This is a genomic window from Kitasatospora sp. NPDC059747, assembly GCF_042732955.1.
Taxonomy (GTDB): domain Bacteria; phylum Actinomycetota; class Actinomycetes; order Streptomycetales; family Streptomycetaceae; genus Kitasatospora.
This window is the reverse complement of record NZ_JBHWGV010000003.1, coordinates 94,176-118,177: the sequence shown is the minus strand read 5'-3', so window position 1 is coordinate 118,177 and position 24,002 is coordinate 94,176. Positions and strand designations below refer to the sequence as shown.

The window sequence follows — 24,002 nt, the reverse complement described above, 5'->3', positions numbered from 1 at the left end:
CTTAACCAACTCTCTCATTTCCGGCGGCGGCGTCTCTTTTTTATACGCCACTGGGCCCGGCCCCTGGCGGGGGGGGTGGCCCGAGCGCCCCCCCCACCAGGCGTTTTCGGGGGGTTGCGGCGCACGAAAGCCCTCCGATATCTCCCGAACGGCAGATGTGCGGGTGCGCGGCGCCGCGGAAGCATGGCGGTCAGGAAGACGCCGACTGCCGGGCCGGCGTGCAACGACCAAGCGTGCGACGCCCGGCCGCACGCACCCGGGGGGCCGAGCGTTGGAGCTCAGGATCCACGACCTGACCAAGGACTACGGCGGCGGCAGGCGCGCCGTCGACTCCTTCTCGCTGACCTTGCGGCCCGGCGTCCTCGGCCTGCTGGGCGCCAACGGCGCCGGGAAGTCCAGCCTGATGCGGATCCTCGCCACCGTCACCCGGCCCACCTCCGGGCAGGTGCTCTGGGAGGGCACCGACATCGCCCGGCGGCCCGGCCCGCTGCGCCGCACGGTCGGGTACCTGCCGCAGGACTTCGGCGTCTACCCGCAGCTGACGGCCCGGGAGTTCCTCGGCTACCTGGCCGCCGCCAAGGGCCTGCGGCGGCGCTCGGCCCGGGCCCGGATCGACGAACTGCTCGCCCTGGTCAACCTGTCCGGCGCCGCCGGGCAGCGGCTCGGCGCGATGTCCGGCGGGATGCGCCAGCGGGTCGGCATCGCCCAGGCGCTGCTCAACGACCCGAAGCTGCTGATCGTCGACGAGCCCACCGTCGGCCTCGACCCGGAGGAGCGGCTGCGCTTCGGCGGCCTGCTCACCGGGCTCGGCGCCGAGCGGATCGTCGTCCTGTCCACCCACATCGTCTCCGACGTGGCCGCCACCGCCGACCGGATCGCCGTCATGGGCGGCGGCCGGCTGCTGCACCACGACACCCCGGAGGGGCTGCTCCGGACGGCCGCGGGCCGGGTCTGGGAGCTGACCGTCGATCCGGCCCGACTCCCTGTGCTGCGCTCGCGGTTCCTCCTCGGCGGCACCACACGCACCCCGCAGGGCGTCCGGGTCAGGGTCCTCGCCCCCGAGCGGCCGGCCCCGCAGGCCGAGCCCGCCGAGCCCCGGCTCGACGACGCGTACCTGCTGCTCGCCGCCGGCCCCGCCACGCCGGTCGCCGAGGGGGTGGCGGCATGGTGACGGCCGGCGCCGTCCGCGCCCTCGCGCTCGCCGACTTCCGCGAGCGGCGGCGCCGGCCGGGCTACCTGGCCGTCCTGCTCGGCACGCTCGGCCTCGGGCTGCTCGCCGCGCCGGTCGGCGACTCCCGCTGGCAGGTCTTCCAGGTCAGCGACCACCTCGGCCGCTACACCAGCGGCTACGTCGGCACCGTGACGGCGCTCGGCGGGGCCGTCTGGCTCTCCCTGGCGGGCTTCGGCATCACCCGCGGCACGGTCGCGCGGGACGAGCGCACCGGCGTCGGCCAGGTCCTCGCCGCCACCCCGCTCAGCCGGCTCGCCTACCTGGCGGGCAAGTTCCTCAGCAACCTGCTGGTCCTCGGCTCGATGCTGATCGCCCTCGCCGGGACGGCGCTCGCCGTGCAGCTGCTCAAGGGCGACTCCGACGACGTGGACGTCGTGCGGCTGCTGCTGCCGTACGTGCTGATCACCCTGCCGCTGCTGGCGGCGGTCGCCGGGTGCGCGGTGCTCTTCGACACCGTGCCGGGGCTGCGCGACGGCCCCGGCATGCTCCTCTGGTCCGTACTCTGGCTGACCGGCGTCCTCGGCGCGCAGGCGAGCCGCGGGTACGACCTGCTGGGCATGCGCCTGATCACGGCCTCGATCCGCAGCGTCATCGCGGCGAGCGGCTACCCCGCGGAGACGGTCGAGTTCGGGGTCGGGCTCACGGCGGACAACCGGGTGCGCGGCAGCTTCGACTGGCCCGGACTCGGTCCGGGCGAGGCGGGCGGGCTGCTCGGCCACGCCGGGCTGACGGCGGCCGTCGCGGTGGCGCTCGCGCTGGCCGGGGCGGCCTGGTTCCACCGCTTCGACCGGGCCGCGTCGCCCGTCCGGCGGCCCGCCCGGCAGGCCGGGTCCCCGGGCTGCCCCGCCTCACCCGGCTCCCCTGCCTCCCCCGGCGCGCCCGCGTCCGGTCCTACTGCCTCCGGACCGGCCGCGTTCGACCTCGACCCGGCCCGGATGACCCCGGCGGAAACGGCGCCCTCCCGGGCCGGCGGCACCCTGCTCGCCGCCACCGCCGGCGAGTTGCGCGTGCTCGTCCAGGGCCGGCGCCTGTGGTGGGCCGGCACGCTCGGACTCGCCCTGCTCGCAGCCGTCACCCGGCCCGACGGCCCGACCCACGCGGTGCTGCCGTTCGCGATGCTCTGGCCGGTGCTGCTCTGGTCCCGGATGGGCCACCGGACGGACGGCGGCAGCGTCGGCGAGCTGCTCGCCGCCTGCCCGGCCCCCGCCCGTCGGCTGCTGGCCGGCCTGCTCGCCGGGGTCGTCCTGGCGCTCGCCGTCGCCGCCGCCCCGATCGCCCGGCTGCTCGCCGCCGGGCAGCTCCGGGCCACCGCGGCCGCGCTCGCCGGGGTGCTGCTGGTGCCCGCCCTGGCGCTGCTCTGCGGCAGCGTCACCCGCGGCCCGCGGCTGTTCCAGTCGCTCTACCCGATGCTCTGGTACGGCATGGTCAACCACCTCGCCGGGCTCGACTTCCTCGGTGTCGACCCGGATCGCGGCCCCGCCCCGGCCGCCGTCGCCGCCACCGCGGCCGCCCTCGCCCTGGGCGCGCTCGCCCTGGAGGCGATACGGGAGTCCACCCGGTGAGCGGGCGGTTCCCCCGCGCGGGGGAGGCGGTCCGTCCTCGGGGTGGAGGCCCAAGTCCAGTCCTTCCAGGGATCTTTGACGTGCCGAGGGGAGCGAGTCCCGTTCCCCTCACCGATCCGGAGGAACGACCATGCGCAAGCTCATCGCCGGCCTCGCGCTCACCACCGCCGCAGCCGCCGTCGCCGCGGTGACCACCGCCCCGGCCCAGGCCGCCGAGGCCGCCCACCCGCGCCACCAGCACCTGCACGCCTGGACGCTCCTCAACTACCGCGGCCCCGGGCCCCTCCCGAACGAACGGTTCACCGCACAGGTCGACGCCCGCACCACCACCGGCCACGACGCGCGCGGCCACGCCACCGTCCAGCACGTCTTCCCCGACAAGTCGGCCGTACGGGCCGAGATCGCCGTCGACTGCCTCGTCACCGGCGCCGACGGCGCCGTCACCGTGACCGGGCCGATCGAGTCGCTCCACTTCACCGTCCCTGCGGGCCAGGAGGAGCCGAAGCCCGCCCCGAGCACCTGGCACCCCGAGACCGGCCTCACCTTCTACCCCGCCGACGCGAGCGGGGAGCAGCGGGTCGGCTGGGCGGGCGCCGACGCGCTCGACTACAGCGCCCCGGCCCGGGGCGCCAAGTGCCGGGCCACCGCACCCGACTCGTGGGTGTTCCGAGGCGGCTACACCCTCCGCGGCTGAGCGGGGGTGCAGCTGGCTGCACCCCGGCCGGACAGCTGCACGCAATGGCCTCCGGTCCACGCACCGGCATCGTCGTCTCCGAGAGGTACGGGCCGCTCGGAGGCCCGTACGGCACACAGGACGACGATCACCCAGGGGGCGTACGACATGCGGACGGAGAAGGCAGTGACAGCGGGCAAGGTGGCGTGGAAGGCGGAGGCGGGCGTGTTCCTCGCCGTCGCGTTCCTCGCGGCGGGGGCCCTCGGTGCGGCCCAACCCGCCACCGGCATACCGACGGTGGTCATCCAGCTGACGCAGTTCGGCCCAGCCCTCGGGGTGGCGGCCGTGGCCCTGCTGTGGCCGTCCCGGATCCGGCGCCGGCTCTCCGGTGCCCTGCCCGCCCGCCGGGCCGTCGACCCGGCGGGGTCGACGGCCCGGCGCCACGCCCGCGGCGCCGGGCTGCTGCTCAGCGCCGTGCTGATCATCGCGCTGGGCGCCGGCGCGTACACGTGGGTGGAGGGCGTCCTCCGGGTCACCGATCCGGGCACGCTGGGCAGCCCGTTCGCGCTCATCGTGGCGGCGCAGCTGGTCGGCGCGTGCGGGGAGGAGATCGGGTGGCGCTGCCTGCTCCAGCCGCTCCTGCGGACGAGGTTCGGCCCGTTCACGTCCTCGGTCGCGGTCGGGCTGCTCTGGGGCGCGTGGCACGTGCAGGTCTTCGGCCAGGCCCCGGCCTACGCGGCCGGGTTCCTGCTGGCCACCGTGGCGATGTCGGTCGTCCTCGGGCTCGGCCTGGAGCGCGCCGGAGCCAACCGCGTCCTGCTCGCGGGCGGCTTCCACACCCTGGTCAACCTGGGCATGCTGCTGTTCATGGACGACGGCTCCGGCAGCGCTCCGGCCGCCGACGCCGACCTGTCCATGGTGCTGTTCGGCCTGGCCGCCCTGGTCACGGCCGTCCCGTGGGTCATCCGTGAACTGACGGCCGATATCCTGCCGATCGCGGACGGGGCCCGCTGACATGCGCGCCGACATGCGGGCCGACATCGGCGCCGACCGACGATCCGGGGGAGAGCACGTGCTGACGGCTCGGGGGGCGGTGCGCCCGCTCGTCGACCGCGCGACCGCCCTCGGCCGCTGCCAACTGCTCTCGCTGAACGGCCTCCTCGTCTCCGCGACCGGCTCGCTCGTCGTGGGCGCGCTCCTGCTGCTCCCCGTCGGCGCGGGCCTCCCGCTGCTGCCGCGCGCCGCGGCGGCCCTGCGCACGCTCTCCGACCGGTACCGGTCCTGGACCACCCGGTGGAGCGGCACACCCATCAGCCCGCCCGGACCGCTCGGCGGCCACGGCACCGGCCGCCGGACCGGGGCGGCCCGTGTCCTCGGCGACGACGGCTTCTGGCACGACCTCCGGTGGGCCTGGCTGGAGCCGCTGGTCGGCGGGCTGCTCGTGGCCGGCCCGCTCGCGCTCGTCGACTTCGGGCTGTTCGGCGTACTCGTCCAGCCGTTCGTCTGGCGCCGTCTCGGCCCCGACAACTGGTACGCCTTCGTCCCCGTCGAGTCCACCGCCACGATGCTGGCCGCCGCCGGCCTCGGCCTCGGGTCGATCGCGGCCGGACTCCTCCTCGCCCCCGCCACCCTCGACCTCCACGCCACCTGGAGCCGGCGCATGCTCTCCGCACCGCACACCGCAGAACTCGTCCGCCGCATCGAGCACCTCACCGGCACCCGGGCCGACGCCCTCGACGCCCAGGCCGCCGAACTCCAGCGCATCGAGCGGGACCTGCACGACGGTGCCCAGGCCCGGCTGGTCGCCCTCGGCCTCACCCTCGACCGGGCCACCCGCCTCCTCGACACCGACCCGCGGGCCGGCCGCGAGCTCCTCCTCGACGTCCGGGCCGCCTCCGCCCGCGCCCTGCAGGACCTCCGCGACCTCGTCCACGGCATCCACCCGCCGATCCTCACCGACCGGGGTCTCGGCGACGCCGTCCGCTCCCTCGCCCTCGACAGCCACCTCGACGTCCTCGTCGAGAACGGCCTGCCCGGGCGCCTCCCGACCCCCGTCGAGTCCGCCGCCTACTTCGCCGTCGCCGAACTGCTCGCCAACGCCGGCAAACACGCGGACGCCCACGAGGTCCGCATCCGCCTCGTCCACACCGACGGCGTCCTACGCGTCACCGTCACCGACGACGGCCACGGCGGCGCCGACCCCGCCCGCGGCGGCGGCCTGCACGGCATCCGGCGCAGGATCGGCAGCTTCGACGGAACCCTCGCCCTGCAGAGCCCGCCCGGCGGGCCGACCACCGCCACCCTGGAGATACCGTGCGCGTCGTCATCGCCGAAGACCTCTTCCTCCTCCGGGACGGCCTGATCCGGACCCTCCAGGACCACGGGTTCGAGGTCGTCGCCGCCGTCGACAACAGCCCCGAACTCCTGCGCGCCCTCCGCGAACACGAACCCGACGTCGCGGTCGTCGACATCCGCCTGCCCCCGACGTTCACCGACGAGGGCCTCAAGGCCACCCTCGAAGCCCGCCGCGCCCGCCCCGGACTGCCGGTGCTGATCCTGTCCCAGTACGTCGACCAGCTCTACGCCCACGAGCTGCTCGCCGGCGGCCGGGGCGCCATCGGCTACCTCCTCAAGGACCGCGTCACCCACACCGCCCAGTTCGTCGCCGCCGTCCGCACGGTCGCCGCCGGCGGCACCGTCATGGACCCCCAGGTCATCGCCAAGCTCCTCGCCCGCAGCGACGCCCGCGGCACCACCGCCGCCCTCACCCCGCGCGAACACGACGTCCTCGAACTCATGGCCGAGGGCCGCTCCAACGCCGCCATCATGCACACCCTGCACATCAGCGAGAGCGCGGTGGCCAAGCACACGGCCAACATCTTCGCCAAGCTCGGCATCGAGGCCTCCGCCGACGACAACCGCCGCGTCCTCGCGGTCCTCGCCTACCTGAAGAACGCCGAGCGGATCACCCAACCGTCCTGACCGTCCGACCGCGCGGAAGCCGCCCCAGCCACCAACCGGCGCCGGGGCCTCCCCTCCCCGCTTTCACCCCGAAGCCCTCACGATCACTCAACCAACCGAAAGGGGCCCCGATTGGCGGAACGTCTTGTCCGATTCCCACAATGCGCCAATCGGCCGATGGAAGCCAACCGCCGGAAAGGCCACCCGAGAGAGGGCCCCACGAAACGCCGGGTGCCCTCTCTCTTACAGCCCAGAAGCGTTCAGGCGCCATCGCGATCGCGAATAAGCTTGGTAATCGGCACCACTCTTGGCCGGCCCCCACCGCTGACCCCGAATTTGAGCCCGTGGCAATAGATCTCGGGAATCCAATAGCGATCGTTCTCGCGGAAGAGCGCGCCACTGGCTTCGAGCAGTCGAGTATCCGCCGGCTCCAGCTGAACGGACTCCAGCGCGAAGGGGACTTTGCGAACTTCATCCAGCAGGTCTCGCCGATCGCGGAACAGCTTGCCGACCGGAGCGTTCTCCAGCTCCATGGCGGCGATCTTGTGCGCGCTGCAGGTCGGAAGGGCTCAGCGCATCGCCGGCGGCGTCAGCAGTCGATCCGACCAGCGCTTCGGGTCGCCCACAGAGTCCTCGGCCGCCTCACCTGGGAAGACGACGATGCCGCGAGCCTGAATCTGCAGCTCGTACGCGCGATGACGTTCCAGGAACTGCTGGGCGTTCTGCTGAACGGAGTTGAGCAGAAGGTCGCGCCGGATGAACGCCACCAGGCCCAGCGGGCGCCCTCGAATCGAGCGAAGCCATTCGGGGCAACCGGTCAAGAGCGCCCTCAGAGCACGCTGCTGAACAGCATCGTTACTGAACTGTTGAAACGGGTCCTCAAGGCCATCGATGACAAAAATCGCCCGCCGGCTCCGTGCGAGGCCAGTGAGTTCCGGTTCGGCCGTTTCAGGCGTAGTACCTCGGAGACCCGCGGCCCTGGCGAGACAGGCCGGCCAGACGCGACGCCAACCACCCTCACTCAGGTCCTCACTCGGCGCTTCCGTGACAAGATCACGTAGCTCGAGGAATGCAGCGGGCTGGGCTCCAGTCAGCTTTCGGGCTGATGCCTGCTGCACACCCTCGACCTCGGCGCCCACAACGGGGCCCGACGTTGAGCGGTCAGCTCTGATTCTCGTCGCGGTGGCCCTCTTCGGCGCGGGGGCCCACCGCGCGGGCCGGCTCCTCCATCGTCAGCTCCACGCGCCGGCCTTCGGCGACCCGGCGCTCCACCGTCTCCTCGTCCGGCCACTGGTCGGGCTGTGCGCCGACTCCCCACTGGCCGTCGGCCACCACCGCGATGTCGCCCACGGCAGACGTCCTTGCCGAAAATCGACTACGCACTTCGGCATGTCACATGCCAAAGTACGCATGTCGGGAAGACCGCAGCTCAACGAAGGGATCCGTCCAACCGTGAGCACCTCCGCCACCCTCCTGCCCGCCGTTGTCCGTCCCAAGGCGGACGCTCTCACCTGGGCCTAAGGTGCTGTTGACCAGCGCGGCAGATGGCTTATGATCCCCAAACCAAGCCTTTGACCTTGGGTATTCTGATGGGCGATAGAGGATCGATGACAGTCGCAGACTCGGGAAAGGATGGGTTTCCGTCCGTACAGGAACTCCGGTTCCATGTACTCGGCTCGCTTGAGGTATGGGCCGGCGGCATACGAGTGCGTCTCGGCGGAACCATCCAAGAGCGAGTGCTGGCCACCCTGCTCCTCGAACCCGGGCGGGTAGTACCGATTGCCAGACTGGTCGAGGCCGTCTGGGCGGAGGACCCTCCTGCGACTGCGTCGCACCAGGTGCGCAAGGCCGTCGCCGATCTCCGCCGACGCCTGCCGTCCGGTCGAGAGATGATCAGCACGGACGGCCCGGGCTACCGGGTGATCACGTCGGTCAGCCAACTCGATCTTCTCGACTTCAACGCACGGATCCAGACAGCGGCACAAGCCATGGGCGTCGGGAGGCTGACCGATGCCTGCGCAGAGCTGCAGGGTGCTCTCGATCTGTGGCGGGGACCCGTCCTCGCGGGTGAGGGCGGCCCGGTGATCTGCCGCGCGGCAACTGCGCTGGAGGAGCGCCGTCTCACCGCAGCCGAACAGCTCCACGAACTGCGCCTCGAGCTCGGCGCAAGCAGCGAGCTTGTCGCGAGTCTGCGGGCACTCGTCGATGCACACCCCTTGCGTGAGACGCTGCGCGGCCAACTCATGCTCGCCCTGTACCGCTCGGGACGACAGGCGGACGCCCTGGAGGAGTACGGGAAGGTACGCGAGTTGCTCGCCGACGAGCTCGGCATCGATCCGGGGTCTCGACTGGTCAAGCTGCACGAGGGGATCCTGCGGGAGGGTCCGGAGCTGACAGCCCCGCAGGGTGGGCCGCCCGCCGCCGCCTCCGGAATGCCGGCCGAGCAACGCGGTCCGGTCTCCACACTGCCGTATGCGCTGCCGGATTTCACGGGCCGGGCCAAGGAGCTGGCAATCCTGCTCAGCCGGGTCCGGGCCGAGAGATTGCCGGATGAGCACGGCGCCCGGGTCGTAGCCATCGACGGGATGGGCGGCGCGGGCAAGACCTCATTGGCCGTACGCGCCGCTCACCAGCTGACCGAGGAGTTCCCCGACGGGCAACTCTATGTGGACCTGCGCGGGTTCACCCCTGGTGAGCAGCTCCCCATACCGGCATCGACAGCACTGGACATCCTGCTGCGCGCGATCGGTACGCCGAGCGAGCAGATACCCGAGGACCTGCCTGGCCGCACCGCCACATGGGGGTCCGCACTGGCGGGGCGCCGGATGCTACTACTCCTCGACAACGCCTCCGACGCCGCTCAAATCCAGCCGCTGTTGGCGGCTCCCCCCGGCTGCCTCGTGCTCATCACCAGCCGGGTGCGGTTGCTCGACCTCGACGGCATCGAGTGGATCTCCCTGGGGCTGATGCCCCCCGAGGACAGTGCCACGCTGGTGGCACGGACGCTGGGCCCGGCCCGTGTGCAAGCCGAACCGGAGGCGGCCGCCGAGCTCGCCGAGCTGTGCGGCCATCTCCCCCTGGCGCTGCGTATCGCCACCGCACGGCTGCGCAACCGGCCCCGGTGGACCGTGCGGCATCTCGTCGAGCGACTGCAGGACGAGAGCCGCCGGATGGACGAGCTGAGCTCGGGCGAACGCAGCGTCGCAGTGACGCTTCAGTTGTCATATCTGGCCATGGACAACAGGCACCGCGCCGCGTTCCGCGTCCTCGGGTTGCACCCCGGTGATGGCATCGACGCACACTCGGCGGCCGCGCTGCTCGACACCGATGTCCGGGACGCCGAGGACATTCTGGAGCTTCTGCTCGACGTACATCTGCTCCAACAGCCCGGATTGGGCGAGTACACCTTCCACGACCTCGTCCGCAGCTTCGCCCAGGGCCAGCACGGACCGATGACGGAACAGACCGACGCGGACGCCGTCCAGCGGTTGCTCAGCTACTACCTGACAGCCACCAACGTGGCCTGCGACGTACTGTTCCCAGGCCGTACCGCCCGCTCAACCGGGATCCCCCCGTATCAGGGAGAGCTCCCGGAACTGACGGAAGAGAAGATCGTCAGCCTCTGGTTCCGTCGCGAACATCAGCGGCTGCTGGCGGTCGTGGACCTGGCCGATCGGCTCGGCTACGACCGGCACACCGGCTGGCTGGTCCGCGACCTGGTCTTCCATCTGAACGCGGGTGGTCATTTCGAAGAGTTCCGAGCACTCGGCCGCCTCGCGGTCCAAGCCGCGCGCCGGCTCGACGATCCGGTCCTGTTGAGTATCAGCCTGTCCAGTCTTGGCGCCGCTTGCTGGAAGCTCGGCTACTTCGAGGAGGGCATCAACGTCGCCCGCGAGGGACGCGAGATCGCGGTACGCCTCGGCGACCGTGACGCCGAGGCGAACAGTGAGTCCACTCTCGGGCTGCTCATGTCGATGCTGGGGCGGTACAACAAGGCCCTTCCCCTGTTGGAGCACGCGGTCGAACTGGCCAGGGAACTTGGCACCGCCCGCGCTGAAGCGGAGACTCAGACGAATCTCAGCTCGCTGTACGCACGATGGGGCCGCTATCCGGAGGCCGCGGCGTCCGCCCTCCGGGCCCTTGAGCTGGAGCGGGACACCGCGAACCCGGTCAACGAGACCATGGCTCTGGCCGATCTGGCTTTCGCCCAGCTGGGCATGGGTCAGTACGTGGATGCCGAGGCGAGTCTGCGACGGGCCCGCGAGTTGTGCGACGAGAGCGCGCCCCAGGGCGATGTCGCCCTGGTGCTGGCTCTGTCCGCCGAGGTAGCGCACCGTCTCGGCGACAGTGACGCGGTGTCCGAGCTCGCGGAACGTGCCCAGATCCTCGCACGGTCCGGTGGTACGCCGGTCCGCCAGGCGAAGGCCGAGAACATCCTCGGTCGGCTGCATACCGCACAAGGGCGGTACACATCGGCGACGGCGCTGCACGCCCACGCGCTTGAGGTCGCCTCGGCCATCCAATTCCGCTCTGAGCAGGCATCCGCGTACCTGGGTCTGGCCCAAGCGGCCGCGGGACTTGGCGACGGCGCGACGGCTGGGAAGAACCATCTGGCAGCAGCCGAGTTGTTCGACCTCATGGAGATTCCGGAGGCCGGCCGCAGTCATTGAGGAAGGTGGCGCGGACCTCATGGCGTGGAGGTTGCCGGCCCCTTGTTGTCCGCGAGGATCTGCTGCCCGGCTGACTGGCCGGTTGCGGCGACCTGCACGGTCGCGCCGAGCCCGAGCGCCAGGATGGCAGCCGCCAGGATTCCAGTCAGTCTGATCAGCTTGGTGTGCATGGTCCGTCCCCCTGTGAGCATACGGGCGGATAAGGCGCCGCGTGGCATTGTATCCGTGTCCGTGTTCGACATCCGTGATGGTGTCGCAGGCCGATCCCGGAACGTTCCCGCCTGCATACCTTGGAGGGAAGCACCTGGTTGAGGCTTCCCCGGGATGCGGAGGGGCCGCTCACGAGTGGGTCTCGGCCGGCGGGAGACGCCGGGGCAGCAGTGGATCAGGGAGGGATCGGAGACGATGCCTCGGCAGGCACGGCTTCCAGTCGGATCACGGGGCGTCGAGAACTCCATGATCTTGGAAGCCCGTGCCTGTTGCGCTCCCGGCCCCCTCAAGCCGGCAGACCGTCACGAACCGGACGGCACAGAACTACGCCGAAGCCCTGAGCCAGACCCTGCGCGGTGTGGCGCTCTACGCCCTACTACGCGTTGAGCAAGTTCGCCGCGACCAGCTCGGCGAGTTGGACCGCGTTGAGGGCCGCACCCTTTCGCAGGTTGTCGTTGCTGATGAAGAGTATGAGGCCACGCCCCTCCTCGACGCTCTGATCCTGGCGAATCCTGCCCACGAAACTAGCGTCCTGGCCGCAGGCTTGGAGCGGGGTCGGAATGTCGGACAGCTGGACACCAGGGGCGTGCTCAAGCAACACGGATGCGCGTTCAGCGGAGATAGGACGGGCGAACTCCGCATGCACCGCGAGGGAATGGCCGGTAAAGACCGGGACCCGGACACAGGTCCCGGCGACACGCAGAGACGGCAGGCCGAGAATCTTCCTGCTCTCATTGCGCAGCTTCTGCTCCTCGTCGGTCTCGGCGGATCCGTCGGTCACAATCGAACCGGCCATCGGCACGGCGTTGAAGGCGATGGTCCTGGCGAATTTCACCGGAGGCGGGAAGTCCACCGCCGCCCCGTCGATCGCCAAGCCGGCTGCTCGGTCGATCACTCCGCTCACCTGAGACCTGAGCTCTTCCACTCCGGCGACCCCGCCGCCGGACACCGCTTGGTAGGTGCTCACGGTGAGCCGCACCAGACCAGCCTCGTCATGCAACGGCTTGATCACTGGCATCGCGGCCATCGTCGTGCAGTTGGGATTGGCTATGATGCCGCGTCGCGCCTCGGACACGGCTTCCGGGTTGACCTCACTGACCACCAGCGGCACATCGGGATCCATCCGGAACGCCGAGGAGTTGTCGATGACGACGGCTCCGGCCGCCGCGAACCGGGGTGCCAGTTGCAGTGCTGTCGCTCCTCCGGCGGAGAAGATGACGACGTCCAGGCCGGATGGGTCTGCCGTTTCGGCGTTTTCCACCACGATGCTGTCGTCGCCCCATGGAAGCCGCACACCCGCCGATTTCGCGGAGGCAAAGAAGCGCAGCTGTCCGATCGGGAAAGCACGCTGTCGAAGGATGCTGCGGATCACTACTCCGACTTGCCCGGTCGCGCCCACTACGCCGACTCGGAGACCGTGGGTGGTCATGACTTCCCTACTTTCTTGTCTTGGGTTCGAACTGGTCACTCGTAAGAACAGCGGCGGTCAATGTCCTGTGGGTCATGATTCGCGACGGAGCATGCCATCAAGCCGCACCGTCTGTTACAACTACGGCTTGATGGCAGCACTGGAAAGCCTTTCGGCTATTCAGGGTTACACGTCGTTTACAGCGGTGTTGGTCTGCGCGGAATGCGGCGAAACGGTGGTAACGACCAGTGTCTGCTGGACGAACGCGATGGCACTCTCGAGCTCGGGGGAGGACGGAGCGGCCAGCACGACCTCGCCCGTCCGATGACCCGAACTCCGCACCGCCAGGACCGTGTCCCCGGGCTCGACCTCCACGCCCGCCTGGAGCACCGACGGGTGACTTCGCACTGCGTCCAGACCGCGGATGTCCTGCACCACACCCGGTTCCGAGATCGTGAAGATGCTGGCGGCATGCCGGAACGGGCCGACCGGCGGCTGGGGCAGCGGCATCCCCACCGCCATCCGGACCACCATCTCGTACCAGTCGATGCCGTACGTGGCACCGAGGAGATCCATCAGATAGTCGCCTGGAGTCCGGACCGCAACCTCGATGGGAACCGGCCCAGCGGCGGAGAGGCGGAACTCCATGTGCACCAAGCCGGTCCGTATCCCCATGGCGCGCAGCACCCGGGCACCGGTATCGGCTACCTGCCTGGCACTCGGTTCCGGCAGGTGTACGCCGGTGCGATGACCCACCTCGACGAACTGGGGCGGCCCGGTGGTCTCCTTGGCGGTGACGTTGGCAAACCACACCTCGCCGTCGCGGACCAGTGCCTCCCAGCTGTACTCCGGGCCGTCGATCGCCTCCTCCACGATGACCCGCTCACCGGCGCGGGCCTGCGCCACGGCACGGAAGCTCTCGGCATCGGTCACCAGTTCCACACCGGCGCTGCCGGCGGAGGACAGCGGCTTGACGATCACCGGCCAGCGCTCGGCGGCCCAGGCCATCTCCTCGGCGAGGGAGTCGGTCACGGTGTACGCCGGCTGAGTGATCCCGGCCGCGGTGAACAGCGCTCGTTGCAGCGCCTTGTTCCGAGAAGCCGTCGCGGCGTGCAAGGACGGCCCGGGGAGACCGAACCGATCCTGGATCATGGCCGCGGCGATGACCTGGGGCTCGTTGAAGGCGATGACGCCGTCGAACGGGCCGTCCTGAAGGGCGAGGCAGGCACCCTCCATCCAGTGCTCGTCGAGCTCGCCCCGGGCCTGCGCCACACTCGCCGTACCCGTCACCCGATCGGCACGGGAGGCCGCCTCGACAGCATGGACGCTCACCCCGAGTCGACCTGCGGCGGCGACGTACGGCCGACCCATCTGGCCGACCCCGATGAGAAGGAGCTTCTTCACAGGGCTCCCTCCAACACGGGCAGCGACGCGTCATGGTGAGACGACCAGGCGCTGTATTCGCCGCGGCGATACATCAGCGGGACGCGGGGGAAGACAGCGGTGCCTTCCACCCGGGCGATGAAGAGCCAGTGGTCGTCAGCACGGGTGGTGCTGACGATCCGGCACTCGGCGTAGCCCAGGGCGATGTCCGTCAGGAGCGGTGCCCCTGCCGCGAGGGCGGAGGGCTCCCAATCCACGTGCGCGAACTTGTCGGTTGCCTTGCTCGCGAACAGCTCCGATGCCGCCTGGCCTTCCACCGAAAGGAAGTTCACCGCGAACGCCTGCGAGGCGACGATCGCCGGCAGCGTCCGCGAGCCCGCACCCACCGAAATCAGTAGCGATGGCGTCGCTGCCGACACCGCGCACACCGCATTGCTGGTGAAACCGAACGGGGTGTTGCCCGCACCCATCGCAGTCACGATTGCGACCGGGGAGGGAAAGGAACCGAAGAGTTCCCTGAAGCGGTCAGAACTTTCCATCATCGCCCTTCTCTCTGTTTGGCTGACCGTGGTCATAGCGATGGGCGACATGATTCAACATGCGATAGAGCTCGCTCGACTGGAGCTGCCCCCTCGCATTCTGCCGCACCGATCCCCGGAATGGTAGATTCCCAATGTCGCCCCACTTGAGAGCACCCTGATCGTCCAGCACACACGTTGTCCTGTTCTGGTTATCGGCGTGCAGACAAAAGGGAATGTCGAGCAATCCCAACGCGAAGGCGCGGGTCAGCGCCGCGCCAACGTCGGCGTCCAGATTGAGGACTCCTTCGATCAAGCATCGGGCTTCTTCCATTATTTCATCGAAGTATTCCTTTTCCTGCGGGACGGCAGCTGCCGGCGGCCCACCGGCGGCAGCGGATGCCACCCGCAGCGCGTCCAGGTTCTCCGCCACGCTCGGTATCTGCCACGCCTCGGAAACCGTTTTCACAATGAGGCGTTCACAGCGCGTATCACGGGCCAGCCGCGCGCTGCTGCGAATCAGCTCCGTGGCACCGTCAGGAGTACTCGGGAACAGCCCCATGTAGGTGTAGAGGACGACATGCCACGTGACCGAAGGAAGATATTCCTGCGCCAATGCCCGCAGCACGCGCACAGCCGCTCGGTCCTGATCGTCGTGCGTCCCCTGGGCGTAGCTCAGCGACATGGACCGCACGCCGTGCTGTGCGAAGAACAGTCCTTCGAGCACCGTCATGGCGATCAGCAGCGACGGCGGGCACAACTGCCCCAGCAGGCACCCTCCGAAGCTCTCGATGTGCCCGTGCTCCACCTCGCCGACGAGGTAGCGGCAACTCTCGGCCCACGCCGACACCGCATGCTCGAGCGGGAGACGGCTGTACGGCATGCAGTAGGAGACCGGCCCGCCCTCCGTCGTGTCCAGGCCGGCGAGCACCAAGCTCTCGATCACCCGCAACGGCAGGGCAGTGCCGTGCCGGACTTGAATGGGGAACCCGGGCCCGTACAGTCCGGCGAGCATTTCTCGGGTTTCTTCCACCGGGTGGGAGACGATGGGGTACCCGTTGAGTTCCTCCCCCGCCCGCAGCCGCTCGATCGAGCTCACATGGTCGCCGACGCGGGTATAGCTGTCGACGGTGATGGTCCCGACGACCGGGATATCGAGGTCATGTACGTCGCGCAGGCCCGCGCGCATCGTGGCGATATTGCCGAACCCCATCCGGGGCTGTACCACCAGGGTTTCACGTCGGCGAGCGTCGGCGATGAACCGATCCATGTAGCCGGACATGCTACTGGGCCACGGACAGGCTGGCGGCGTACCCGTCCCACGGCGCGACCACCGGAACGCCGGGCTGCCAGGCAGCGAACCCGTAACGGGCGCCGAAAGCCAGGAATTCCCGGAAGCGATCGACGGCATTCTCGCCCAGGAAGACGTCGGCGCAGCCCTGGGAGAGCAATTCCCGGCGCACCCGGTCATTGTCCGACGGTGCCGTGGTGAGTTTGCCGCCCGCAACGCAAGGAACGTTGACGCCGGCGCGCTTGAGCTCCGCCAGCACGACGCTGGTGCCGTAGTAGCCATGACCGTTGACGCTGGAAACCACGAGCAGATCCGGCTGAAAGTCGTTGACCTCCTTGACGACCAGGTCCGCGGGCGTGCAGCCGCCCAGATTGCGAACCTCCCCGCCGTTCTCGGCAATGAACTTCTCCAGAAAGATGAGGTTCCAGAAATGCGAGTCGGATTCGACAGTGGTCAGCAGGCAGCGAAATACTCCGCCTTCCCCAATGCTCATGGTACGGGCTTTCTCCTATGTGGAAAGTGCGAAACTAAGCGAACATACCGTCAGCAACGAATGAAATGAGCCGACCCCATCAAGCGCGACCGCGGAGATCCCGATCGATGGCTGCAGCCGGCGGCTGGACGTCGCCTAGCTGTTCAATGCGCGATGGAAGGAACGCATCGTCAGCGGGAACAGGACAGCGGCGACTCCACTCAGCGCGATCGCGGAAACCGCGATCAGCGACTGCGGCCCGAGACTGGAGCCGAGGCCGGCCAGCAGCAGTCCACCGAGCGGTGCCGCCAGGAGATTGATCATGTAGAACGGCCCCATGACCTTGCCCAGGTGCTCCGGCGCGATCACCCTGATCCGCTGGGTGCGGTTGTAGACGTTGAAGTAGGTCACCCCGACCATCGCCATGACGAGAGCCGGACCGTAGATCAGCAGCGACGGCGCGAAGCCGAGCACCACCAGACAGGCACACAGGACGGCGAGTCCGACCACCCCGACCACCCTGACGCTGAACAAGCGCAGCAGGAACGGGATGGCCAACAGGTTGACCAACCCGACCACGCCGATGCAGACGTTCAGGAGGGCGAATGCCGATTCCGGACCGGCGAACACGTCGGTCACCAACGCCGCATTGGCGCTGAGTGCCGTGCCGAAGACCAGGTTGATCGAGAAGTTCAGACCGGCCAGCAGGACCAACGGCCTGCTCCTGGCCAGAAGCTTCCAGCCCAGGCCGAGCTCGGCCATGGTTTCCCTCGCGGTGCCGGGCTTTGCGGCCCGCGGTCCGCGGGGTATCGGCAGCCAGCAGCAGGCAGCGGCCATGAACACCGCTCCGGCGACGCCGAGGAGCATGGTCTTGTCGAAGAACATCACGCCCAGCAGCGCGAGCGCGGGGCCGACGGCCATCGCCGAAACCTCCATGCTCTGGACCAGCCCCTGCGTTTTCGGCAGGTCCTCGCCCGTGGCCACTTGTGGCACGACCTTCTCGATCGCCATCTGAACCGGCGCCATGAGCAGGGTGAGGAGCGCTCCGCAGGACATCAGGATCGGGGTCTGCCAGTCCGACAGCAGCAGGCAGCCGGCCAGGGCGAGGACGAGAACGACCGACCGGCCGGCGGTGACGACGGAGAACAGCCGGGGACCCCCGTCCCGGTCGGCTATCAACCCCGCGAACGGATAGGCCAGCAACGCCGGAAGCCATTCGATGGCATAGGCGAGGCCCAGGAAGCCGACATCGTTCGTCTTCTGGAAGACGAGCAGGGGAATGGCGAAGGCCACGACCTGTTCTGCCACGGCGACCAGCAGGACCCCGGTCAGGAAGAGGGGGCGTTGCCGGCCGGCGCGCTTCGCCACTGCCGGAATCGGCGTGACGGTCTTTACTGGCGACGACATCTCTCTCCCCCCTTCACGCCGGAAGCAGACTGGTCTCGATACGGAAGTTCTCAATGATGTACTGAATGTCCGCTTCGACCTGTGCTTCGTCCCCGACGAGGATGTACCGCCCGCTGTGGATGGCGTCATAACTGCCGTCCGGGTCCAGCACCTCCCCCGGGCTGGGCACGAGTTCGCGCCAGACCGTCGGGACCGAGGACCGCATCGAGGTCCGATGGAGCACCTTGACAGGGAGCTGGTCACGCTTGGGAATGATCAGCCAGCCACCGGACGGGTCCGACGTCTTGGCCGGGAGGGAAACGGGCTCTCCGCAGATCGCCTTCAGCCAGACCCAGCTCAAGTTGACGCCGAAGAGCCGGTTGATGAGATGCGGCACCTCGGCACCGCCGACCCGCCCGGCGATCTCCAGGAAGACGATCTCCTCGTCCTTGGTCACGAAGAGTTCCAGGTGAATCGCCATCGACCTCATGTCGAGCGCGGCGACACAGGCCCGGACGAACTCTTCGACCCTTTCCCTCAGCGCGGATTCCTGCACGACCACGGAACCGAGTGGTGCTCCCGACGTCTCGAAAGCAAGGCAGTCGTTGATGTAGCGGGACACCACCTGGAAGGGCACCCGCGCCTCGTGGTCGGCGAATCCGTCCACGTGGTAGACGGTCCCGTCGATCAATTCCTCGATCTGGTAGTCGGCACTGTCGACGCTCGCCAGCCACGACCGGAGCGACGCTTCGTCCGCCACGCGGTTTACGCCCTTGCTGGCCGCCCCGGCGACCGGCTTGAGGATCAGGGGATAGCCGATGTCCCGGGCGATCCGGGTGGTCGTCTCCACATCCGAGCAAGGGGCGAACCGAGGCACCCGTACACCCGCGTCGGCGAGGAGCTGCTTCATGGTCAGCTTGTTCCGATAGGTACTGACCTCCGCCGGGCGCGGACCGGGGATCTCCAGTTCCTCGCGGACCTGGGCGGCCACGTCCAGCAGATACTCCGACAACGCCACCAGCTGATCGACGGGTCCGACGCGATCGGCTATTGCCCGTACGGCGGCACACACCGCGGCGAGATCCGTCAGATCTTCGAGCATGACGAAATCCGCGATGTGCGAACGATCGGCAAGGACTCCGGTAGCCCCTTCCGCGTCGACCACATAGCTGATCCGGTGCCGGTCATGGTCGAGATCCTCGAATCGCTCAAGTTCGTTGTCCCAGCGCCGTTCGTCGGAGAACCTGGGCCAGCGGTTGAGAACCACGATGTGCATGGGGATCCCTCTTTCAGTGAGTTGATTTCAGCGGGCTCGAGCGAGCAGTCATGACTGCGGCTGCGCGTCACGCTCCAGCTCACGGATGAGGGGCACCACGTGGGTGAAGAAGGTCCTCATCTCAGGCCGGGTCGGCCAGCCGGAGAAGATGAACTCGCTGATGCCGGCGAGCTTGTACTGGAAGAGGTAGTCGGCCACCTCCTGGTAGCTGCCGACCAAGCACAGCGCCGGGCCTCCGCGGTAGGGGACGGCGCCGGTGTAGATGTAGGGCGAGAGCCAGTTTCCGTTCGCCTGATCGGCGAGCCGGAAGGAGGACTTCACCGCCTCGGAGTCGACGTTCTTGACGAATTCGCGGATCCACGCCTCGTGTTCGAGGTCGGGATCGCCCATCAGCTCGGCGAGTTCGGCCAGCGCCTCCTCGCGGGTCTCCCGGGCGAGCACATGCATCCGGGTGCCGACCCGGCAGCCCCCCTCGATCAACGGCAGGCTCGCCTGCCGCATCCCTTCCGGGGTGTCGGCGTAGCGCATCCAGCAGTCGCCGTAGCTGAGGGCGGTCTGCTGCGCCACCTCCGAGGCACCGCTGATGTAGATCTGGGGACGCTTGCCACCCTTGTAGCCGAGGTGCAGTTCCGCGTCCTTGATCGAGTAGTGCTGCCCGTCGAAGGTCTGCGGGACCTCACCCTCCCAGAATTCCCGGAGGATGTGGAGGAACTCACCCGCCCTGGCGTACCGCTGGTCGTGGTCCAGGAAATCACCGTAGCCGGCCTGCTCGGCCACCGAGATCCCGGCGACCACGTTGAGGGAGAGGCGGTCGTCGGACATCCAGGAAAGGGTGTTGACGATCTGCGTGAAGAGCGTCGGCGAAAGGAGCCCCGGGCGGTACGCGAGCATGAACTTCACCCGCTCCGTCTGCTGGGTGAGGGCCGCGATGATCGGCACGGGATCCGGCAGGTAGTGCCCGATCCCGAACAGGAGGCTGTCGACGCCGAGTTCCTCGGCCTCCTTGACGAAGTCGGTGATCTCGCCCATGTCCAGGGCGCCCAGCTTGTACTTCTCCGTGGGCTTGGCCTGGCCGCCCCCGTCCGTCGGTACGTCCCAATGAATGCGCAGCGGTTCCACTGTTGTTCTCCTCACTCCGGAAGGTTTACGGGTCGGTGTCCGGCGGAGCCGATGAGCAGCCCGCTGTTGGCCGAGCGGGCCTTCGGGGCGAGGCGCGCCGGATCCGTGGAACCGGGCTGCTGATACAGCCGGGCGTGTTCGCGCCGGACCTGGGCGTCCACCTCGTCCAGTGGGGCCAACCACCGCCGGGCGGTGCCGTCCGGTTCGACGACCGACATCAACCCGGTTCCGTGCACGGCCTCGGCCATGACCCCGGCGCCGGCCAGGGCTTCGGCCACGCCACGCTGGTCACCTGTGAACGCCAGGACGGGCTCGGCGGAGGGCACTGCCACGGCGACGAGTCCCGTCTCCCGCATCAGCGTGGCGACCCGGTCGGGATCGACACCGGTCGCGAGCCGGAAGACCTGGGCCTTCCGGTCACCGACCACCGCGGTCGTGCCCGCCCCCGGACCCACGACGGTTCCTCGGTCGTCGCCCAGGGACCGGCACGCGATGGCGACGCCGTACCGCCTGGCCGCCGCCACCGAGCCACCGAACAGGACCTTGGCCCCGCTGTCCGACATCGCTTCGCACTGCGCGTAGGACAGCTCCGGCATCAGCCGAGCCGCGGGTTCGGTGTAGGGGTCGGTGGTGTACACACCGGGGACATCGGAGTAGATCTCACACTCGGTGACGCCGAGTGCCCCGGCGATGGCGACCGCGGTGAGGTCCGAGCTGTTGCGGCCGAGCATGGTGATGCGGCCATCGGGCCGTACCGCCTGGCCACCGGCCAGCACGACGACCTGATGCTCGGTCAGCGCCTTGAGCACGGGCGCGGGGTCGATCGTGACGATCCTCGATCGGGTGGCGGTGTCATCACCGACGATGCCCAGCTGGTGCGCCCAGAGGTCGATCGCCGTACTCCCCTGTGCGTGCAGGGCGGCCCGGAGCAGAGTGGCGCTCAGCATTTCGGCGGTGGCCAGCGCCTGGTCCTGCACCTCCGGCTTCAGGTCCGGATCAACCGCCAACGCCGCCTCGAGCAGACGTCCGGTGGAGCCGGACATCCCGCTCACCACGGCGATCACCCCGGTGCGGCCATCGCCGGTCAGCTCGATCAGATGAGCAGCGACCCGGGCGTAGTCCGCCAGCTCCACGAAGGATGATCCACCGAACTTGACGACACGCAGGTGCTGGGGGTCACGCGGCATCGTTCACCATCCTCGACGACGAGTTCGCTGCCTGCGCGCCCTCGGACGTGCGCCTCTTCTCGCCGCCGAGCCCCCATTCGGTGGGCTTCTCCTGGCTCAGAATCGTGAACACCCGGCCGATGGCATCGCCCATCCCCCAGACGTCGGTGTACGCGGGCCACTTGGGGTGTCCGGCGTCGATGTCGTGCTGACGGGCGTACGCCGCGCGGACCCACTCCTTGGTCGAGGGCCGCCGGTGGTGGAAGTCGTGCTGAGCGAGATCGCCGGGTACGACGAGGACTCGAGCCGGGATGTGGTAGCAGACGAGGCGGGCGCCCCATCGGAACCAGGCGCGGAACGCGGCGGCCCCGCCGAGGCCCACCGGCGGCAGCGGGTCACCGCAGAACCGTCCCCAGGAATGCGACACGTGGAAGGCCCGGCCGCTCAGGCTGCCGTCCTTGGCCTTGAACCAGGCGTGCTCGCTGAGGAACTCCAACAGCGCGACGACGTGGTAGATCGGGAGCATCGGGACCAGCACGGCGACGGTGAACTCCCACCACACCCCCTGCCAGGTCACCAGGCCGAGAATGACGGCCAGGTAGGCGAACCCCATGACCCGTCGGTACGGCGCACAGCGGACGAGGTTCTGGGCCAGCCGGGTGTACAGGAACTCGGCGTGGAACCGCGGGGACACGATCATCAGAGCCAGCCGGCGCCGCAACGCCCGGGTGGTCATCCCGGGCCGGAAACCGAGCATGAGCAGGTGCTGGATGGTGGGATCGGCGAGGGTCGCGAAGGTTTCCTTGCGATGGTGGAGATTGACGTGGTCCTCGTAGTACTGATCCGCGTCGTCGGTGCAGACGAGCGTGGACAGCACTTGGTGGATCAGTCGGTCCTGCCGTATCCGACCGGTGAAACGGGTGTGGATGGCGTGGTGCGCGATCACCGTCGAGCACACTCGCGCCGCGGACGCGGTGAGGCACCAGGCCAAGGGCAGCAGTGCGAGCGTCCAGAGCGGACCCCGTGCGACGATCCACCAGGCACTGCCGATACCGGCCGCGAGTGCGACGAGGTCGCAGATCAGGTACGTGACGGGGTTCAGGCGAACCAGTGGCTGCTGGCCGGGGAGCGCCTTACCGGTGATCCAGGTCCAGCCGTGTTGCGTCCACCGGGGGAAGCGCTGATAGGAAGCCCTGATCTCTTCCGAACGTGCTGCGGATGTCGCCGTCATACGTGGATCCCTTCCTTCTCGTGACTACCGTCTTGGCGGCCGACGGGGGCACCGAGCGCTTCGGCGCTCACTTCGGCGAAGGCCGCGCCCAGGATGTCCAGGGCCTCCTGGGCTTCCCCGCGGCTGAGGTTCAGGGGCGGCAGGAACCGGGCGACACAGTCGTCCCGTCCTGCGAGCTCGAAGAGCAGCCCCCGGCGGAGCGCAGCCATCCGGACCCGGCCGGCGACCTCGCTCGCGGTCCAGCTGCCGAGCGGGTTCAGCTCGACACCGAGCATCAGCCCGCGCCCCCGGACCTCGCCGATCATGGGGCCGATGGCGTGGTTCAGCTGCAGCGCGTCCAGTCCCGCCCGGAGGAACTCCCCGATCTCGCGCACATGCGCCAGCACGTCATCGCGCTCGACGATCCGCATGAGGGCGGCACCCGCGGCGAAGGCGAGCTGGTTGCCGCGGAAGGTTCCGGTGTGCGCGCCGGGCGCCCAACCGTCCAGCCGCTCGTCGTAGATGATGACCGAGGCCGGGTGGCCGCCGCCCAGGGCCTTGGACGAGACGATGACGTCGGGTTCGATCCCGTACTGCTCGAAGGCGTACCACGTACCCGTCCGCCCGCAGCCGGTCTGCACTTCGTCGACCACCAGCGGGATGTTCCGCTCGCGCGTGATCCGGCGGAGCTCGGTGACGAACTCGGCCCGGGCCGGGACCACCCCGCCTTCGCCCTGGACCATCTCGAGCACCACAACGGCCGGGAGACGCACGCCGCCGTTCGGATCAGCCAGCAGATTCTCCAGGTAGCGCACGCAGTTGACCTGGCAGCTGTCCGGGTTCAGAGACAGCGGGCACTTGAAGCAGTACGAGTACGGGAAGAACGTCGTACCGGGCAGCAGGTTGTGCAGGTGCTCCTTCGAGCCACGCAGCCCGGTGATCGCAAGCGTGCTCTGCGTGCTGCCGTGAAAGCCGCCGTGGAACGAGATCACATCCGCCCGCCCGGTCGCGGTCTTGCAGAGCTTCAGCGCGGCATCGATTCCGTCCGCACCGGTCGGCCCGCAGAAGTGGATCTTCATTCGGTCCCGCATTGCCTCGGGCAGCATCCCGAGGAGCCGGGTGGAGAATTCCGACTTCGCTTCGGTGGGGAAGTCGAGCATGTGGGTGGCGACATTCAGCTGAGCCTGTGCTGCGGCGATCAGTTCGGGATTGCCGTGGCCGAGAGCCAGCACGCCGGCCCCGCTCAGAAAGTCGAGGAACCGGTTTCCGTCGACGTCGTGCAGATAGGAACCCTGTCCGCCGGCGACCGCGATCGGCGTGTGTCGCGGATAGGTACGGGCCGAGGACTCATCCCGCTCCTGCTGCTCCAGCAACCGCCGCGAAGCGGGCCCCGGGAGACTGGTGACAACGGACGCACTCACGACGAATTCCTTTCGCCCCACTCAGGAGCCGGGTTTGACTGCTTG

At 69.1% G+C, this 24,002-nt stretch carries 22 protein-coding genes; 7 read left to right on the top strand and 15 right to left on the bottom strand.

What is annotated here, in order from left to right:
• Positions 1-271: 271 nt before the first annotated feature.
• The 6 genes from ACFV4G_RS02455 (at position 272) to ACFV4G_RS02430 (ending at position 6,448) form a co-directional block, all read left to right on the top strand.
• The gene (locus ACFV4G_RS02455; protein WP_380435658.1) at positions 272-1,171 is read left to right on the top strand and encodes an ABC transporter ATP-binding protein; all 900 of its coding nucleotides are present in this window, start codon (positions 272-274) and stop codon (positions 1,169-1,171) included.
• Positions 1,165-2,793 (top strand): ABC transporter permease, encoded by a 1,629-nt coding sequence (locus tag ACFV4G_RS02450; protein WP_380435656.1) that lies wholly within the window; start codon positions 1,165-1,167, stop codon positions 2,791-2,793. The genes ACFV4G_RS02455 and ACFV4G_RS02450 overlap by 7 nt, the downstream gene beginning before the upstream one ends.
• Positions 2,794-2,923: 130 nt before the next feature.
• Positions 2,924-3,487 carry a hypothetical protein gene (locus ACFV4G_RS02445; protein ID WP_380435654.1) on the top strand — a complete coding sequence of 188 codons (564 nt, stop codon included), beginning with the start codon at positions 2,924-2,926 and terminating at the stop codon, positions 3,485-3,487.
• Positions 3,488-3,652: 165 nt separating this feature from the next.
• Positions 3,653-4,480 (top strand): CPBP family intramembrane glutamic endopeptidase, encoded by an 828-nt coding sequence (locus ACFV4G_RS02440; RefSeq protein WP_380435652.1) that lies wholly within the window; start codon positions 3,653-3,655, stop codon positions 4,478-4,480.
• A 1-nt stretch (position 4,481) separates the two neighbouring features.
• Positions 4,482-5,828, top strand: a complete 1,347-nt coding sequence (locus tag ACFV4G_RS02435; RefSeq protein ID WP_380435650.1) for a histidine kinase — start codon at positions 4,482-4,484, stop codon at positions 5,826-5,828.
• The gene (locus ACFV4G_RS02430; protein WP_380435648.1) at positions 5,780-6,448 is read left to right on the top strand and encodes a response regulator; all 669 of its coding nucleotides are present in this window, start codon (positions 5,780-5,782) and stop codon (positions 6,446-6,448) included. Before ACFV4G_RS02435 ends, ACFV4G_RS02430 begins: the two co-directional genes overlap by 49 nt.
• Positions 6,449-6,687: 239 nt before the next feature.
• Here the strand turns inward: ACFV4G_RS02430 and ACFV4G_RS02425 are convergent, their stop codons facing one another.
• From ACFV4G_RS02425 to ACFV4G_RS02415, 3 genes are all read right to left on the bottom strand, one after another.
• Complete coding sequence (locus ACFV4G_RS02425; RefSeq protein ID WP_380435646.1) at positions 6,688-6,960, bottom strand: hypothetical protein; 273 nt, start codon at positions 6,958-6,960, stop codon at positions 6,688-6,690.
• A 36-nt stretch (positions 6,961-6,996) separates the two neighbouring features.
• Entirely contained in the window at positions 6,997-7,194 is a 198-nt protein-coding gene (locus tag ACFV4G_RS02420) for a hypothetical protein (RefSeq protein ID WP_380435644.1), read from the bottom strand.
• Positions 7,195-7,588: 394 nt separating this feature from the next.
• Positions 7,589-7,777 (bottom strand): hypothetical protein, encoded by a 189-nt coding sequence (locus ACFV4G_RS02415; protein WP_380435642.1) that lies wholly within the window; start codon positions 7,775-7,777, stop codon positions 7,589-7,591.
• Positions 7,778-8,163: 386 nt separating this feature from the next.
• On the opposite strand from ACFV4G_RS02415, the gene ACFV4G_RS02410 reads away from it, so the two are divergent.
• Positions 8,164-11,097 carry a BTAD domain-containing putative transcriptional regulator gene (locus tag ACFV4G_RS02410; RefSeq protein ID WP_380435640.1) on the top strand — a complete coding sequence of 978 codons (2,934 nt, stop codon included), beginning with the start codon at positions 8,164-8,166 and terminating at the stop codon, positions 11,095-11,097.
• Between the two features lie 17 nt (positions 11,098-11,114).
• On the opposite strand, the gene ACFV4G_RS02405 is transcribed toward ACFV4G_RS02410, so the two are convergent.
• From ACFV4G_RS02405 to ACFV4G_RS02350, 12 genes are all read right to left on the bottom strand, one after another.
• Positions 11,115-11,267, bottom strand: a complete 153-nt coding sequence (locus tag ACFV4G_RS02405; protein ID WP_380435638.1) for a hypothetical protein — start codon at positions 11,265-11,267, stop codon at positions 11,115-11,117.
• A 416-nt stretch (positions 11,268-11,683) separates the two neighbouring features.
• Positions 11,684-12,736 (bottom strand): aspartate-semialdehyde dehydrogenase, encoded by a 1,053-nt coding sequence (locus tag ACFV4G_RS02400; RefSeq protein ID WP_380435636.1) that lies wholly within the window; start codon positions 12,734-12,736, stop codon positions 11,684-11,686.
• Positions 12,737-12,901: 165 nt separating this feature from the next.
• The gene (locus ACFV4G_RS02395) at positions 12,902-14,119 is read right to left on the bottom strand and encodes an ATP-grasp domain-containing protein (protein ID WP_380435634.1); all 1,218 of its coding nucleotides are present in this window, start codon (positions 14,117-14,119) and stop codon (positions 12,902-12,904) included.
• Positions 14,116-14,673, bottom strand: coding sequence for a flavin reductase family protein (locus tag ACFV4G_RS02390; RefSeq protein ID WP_380435632.1), 558 nt, complete (start codon positions 14,671-14,673; stop codon positions 14,116-14,118). Before ACFV4G_RS02390 ends, ACFV4G_RS02395 begins: the two co-directional genes overlap by 4 nt.
• A complete protein-coding gene (locus ACFV4G_RS02385; protein ID WP_380435630.1) occupies positions 14,624-15,886 on the bottom strand; it encodes a methylaspartate mutase in 1,263 nt (420 codons plus the stop codon). The genes ACFV4G_RS02390 and ACFV4G_RS02385 overlap by 50 nt, the downstream gene beginning before the upstream one ends.
• A gap of 13 nt (positions 15,887-15,899) precedes the next feature.
• Positions 15,900-16,400 carry a cobalamin-dependent protein gene (locus ACFV4G_RS02380; protein WP_380435628.1) on the bottom strand — a complete coding sequence of 167 codons (501 nt, stop codon included), beginning with the start codon at positions 16,398-16,400 and terminating at the stop codon, positions 15,900-15,902.
• 135 nt (positions 16,401-16,535) lie between these two features.
• On the bottom strand, positions 16,536-17,786 hold the full coding sequence (locus tag ACFV4G_RS02375) for an MFS transporter (protein WP_380435626.1): 1,251 nt from the start codon (positions 17,784-17,786) through the stop codon (positions 16,536-16,538).
• A gap of 13 nt (positions 17,787-17,799) precedes the next feature.
• Complete coding sequence (locus tag ACFV4G_RS02370; protein ID WP_380435624.1) at positions 17,800-19,041, bottom strand: acetyl-CoA carboxylase biotin carboxylase subunit family protein; 1,242 nt, start codon at positions 19,039-19,041, stop codon at positions 17,800-17,802.
• A 48-nt stretch (positions 19,042-19,089) separates the two neighbouring features.
• A complete protein-coding gene (locus ACFV4G_RS02365) occupies positions 19,090-20,160 on the bottom strand; it encodes an LLM class flavin-dependent oxidoreductase (RefSeq protein WP_380435622.1) in 1,071 nt (356 codons plus the stop codon).
• An 11-nt stretch (positions 20,161-20,171) separates the two neighbouring features.
• Positions 20,172-21,347 (bottom strand): hypothetical protein, encoded by a 1,176-nt coding sequence (locus ACFV4G_RS02360; RefSeq protein ID WP_380435620.1) that lies wholly within the window; start codon positions 21,345-21,347, stop codon positions 20,172-20,174.
• Positions 21,337-22,557, bottom strand: coding sequence for a hypothetical protein (locus ACFV4G_RS02355; RefSeq protein ID WP_380435618.1), 1,221 nt, complete (start codon positions 22,555-22,557; stop codon positions 21,337-21,339). The genes ACFV4G_RS02360 and ACFV4G_RS02355 overlap by 11 nt, the downstream gene beginning before the upstream one ends.
• Complete coding sequence (locus ACFV4G_RS02350) at positions 22,554-23,957, bottom strand: diaminobutyrate--2-oxoglutarate transaminase family protein (protein ID WP_380435616.1); 1,404 nt, start codon at positions 23,955-23,957, stop codon at positions 22,554-22,556. The genes ACFV4G_RS02355 and ACFV4G_RS02350 overlap by 4 nt, the downstream gene beginning before the upstream one ends.
• Between the last annotated feature and the right edge of the window lie 45 nt (positions 23,958-24,002).

Coding starts and splice junctions, on each gene's coding strand:
- ACFV4G_RS02450 (WP_380435656.1), top strand. CDS start 1,165: ATGGTGACGGCCGGCGCCGTCCGCGCCCTCGCGCTCGCCGACTTCCGC.
- ACFV4G_RS02445 (WP_380435654.1), top strand. CDS start 2,924: ATGCGCAAGCTCATCGCCGGCCTCGCGCTCACCACCGCCGCAGCCGCC.
- ACFV4G_RS02435 (WP_380435650.1), top strand. CDS start 4,482: ATGCGCGCCGACATGCGGGCCGACATCGGCGCCGACCGACGATCCGGG.
- ACFV4G_RS02425 (WP_380435646.1), bottom strand. CDS start 6,960: ATGGAGCTGGAGAACGCTCCGGTCGGCAAGCTGTTCCGCGATCGGCGA.
- ACFV4G_RS02405 (WP_380435638.1), bottom strand. CDS start 11,267: ATGCACACCAAGCTGATCAGACTGACTGGAATCCTGGCGGCTGCCATC.
- ACFV4G_RS02400 (WP_380435636.1), bottom strand. CDS start 12,736: ATGACCACCCACGGTCTCCGAGTCGGCGTAGTGGGCGCGACCGGGCAA.
- ACFV4G_RS02390 (WP_380435632.1), bottom strand. CDS start 14,673: ATGACCACGGTCAGCCAAACAGAGAGAAGGGCGATGATGGAAAGTTCT.
- ACFV4G_RS02385 (WP_380435630.1), bottom strand. CDS start 15,886: ATGGATCGGTTCATCGCCGACGCTCGCCGACGTGAAACCCTGGTGGTA.
- ACFV4G_RS02380 (WP_380435628.1), bottom strand. CDS start 16,400: ATGAGCATTGGGGAAGGCGGAGTATTTCGCTGCCTGCTGACCACTGTC.
- ACFV4G_RS02375 (WP_380435626.1), bottom strand. CDS start 17,786: ATGTCGTCGCCAGTAAAGACCGTCACGCCGATTCCGGCAGTGGCGAAG.
- ACFV4G_RS02370 (WP_380435624.1), bottom strand. CDS start 19,041: ATGCACATCGTGGTTCTCAACCGCTGGCCCAGGTTCTCCGACGAACGG.
- ACFV4G_RS02360 (WP_380435620.1), bottom strand. CDS start 21,347: ATGCCGCGTGACCCCCAGCACCTGCGTGTCGTCAAGTTCGGTGGATCA.
- ACFV4G_RS02355 (WP_380435618.1), bottom strand. CDS start 22,557: ATGACGGCGACATCCGCAGCACGTTCGGAAGAGATCAGGGCTTCCTAT.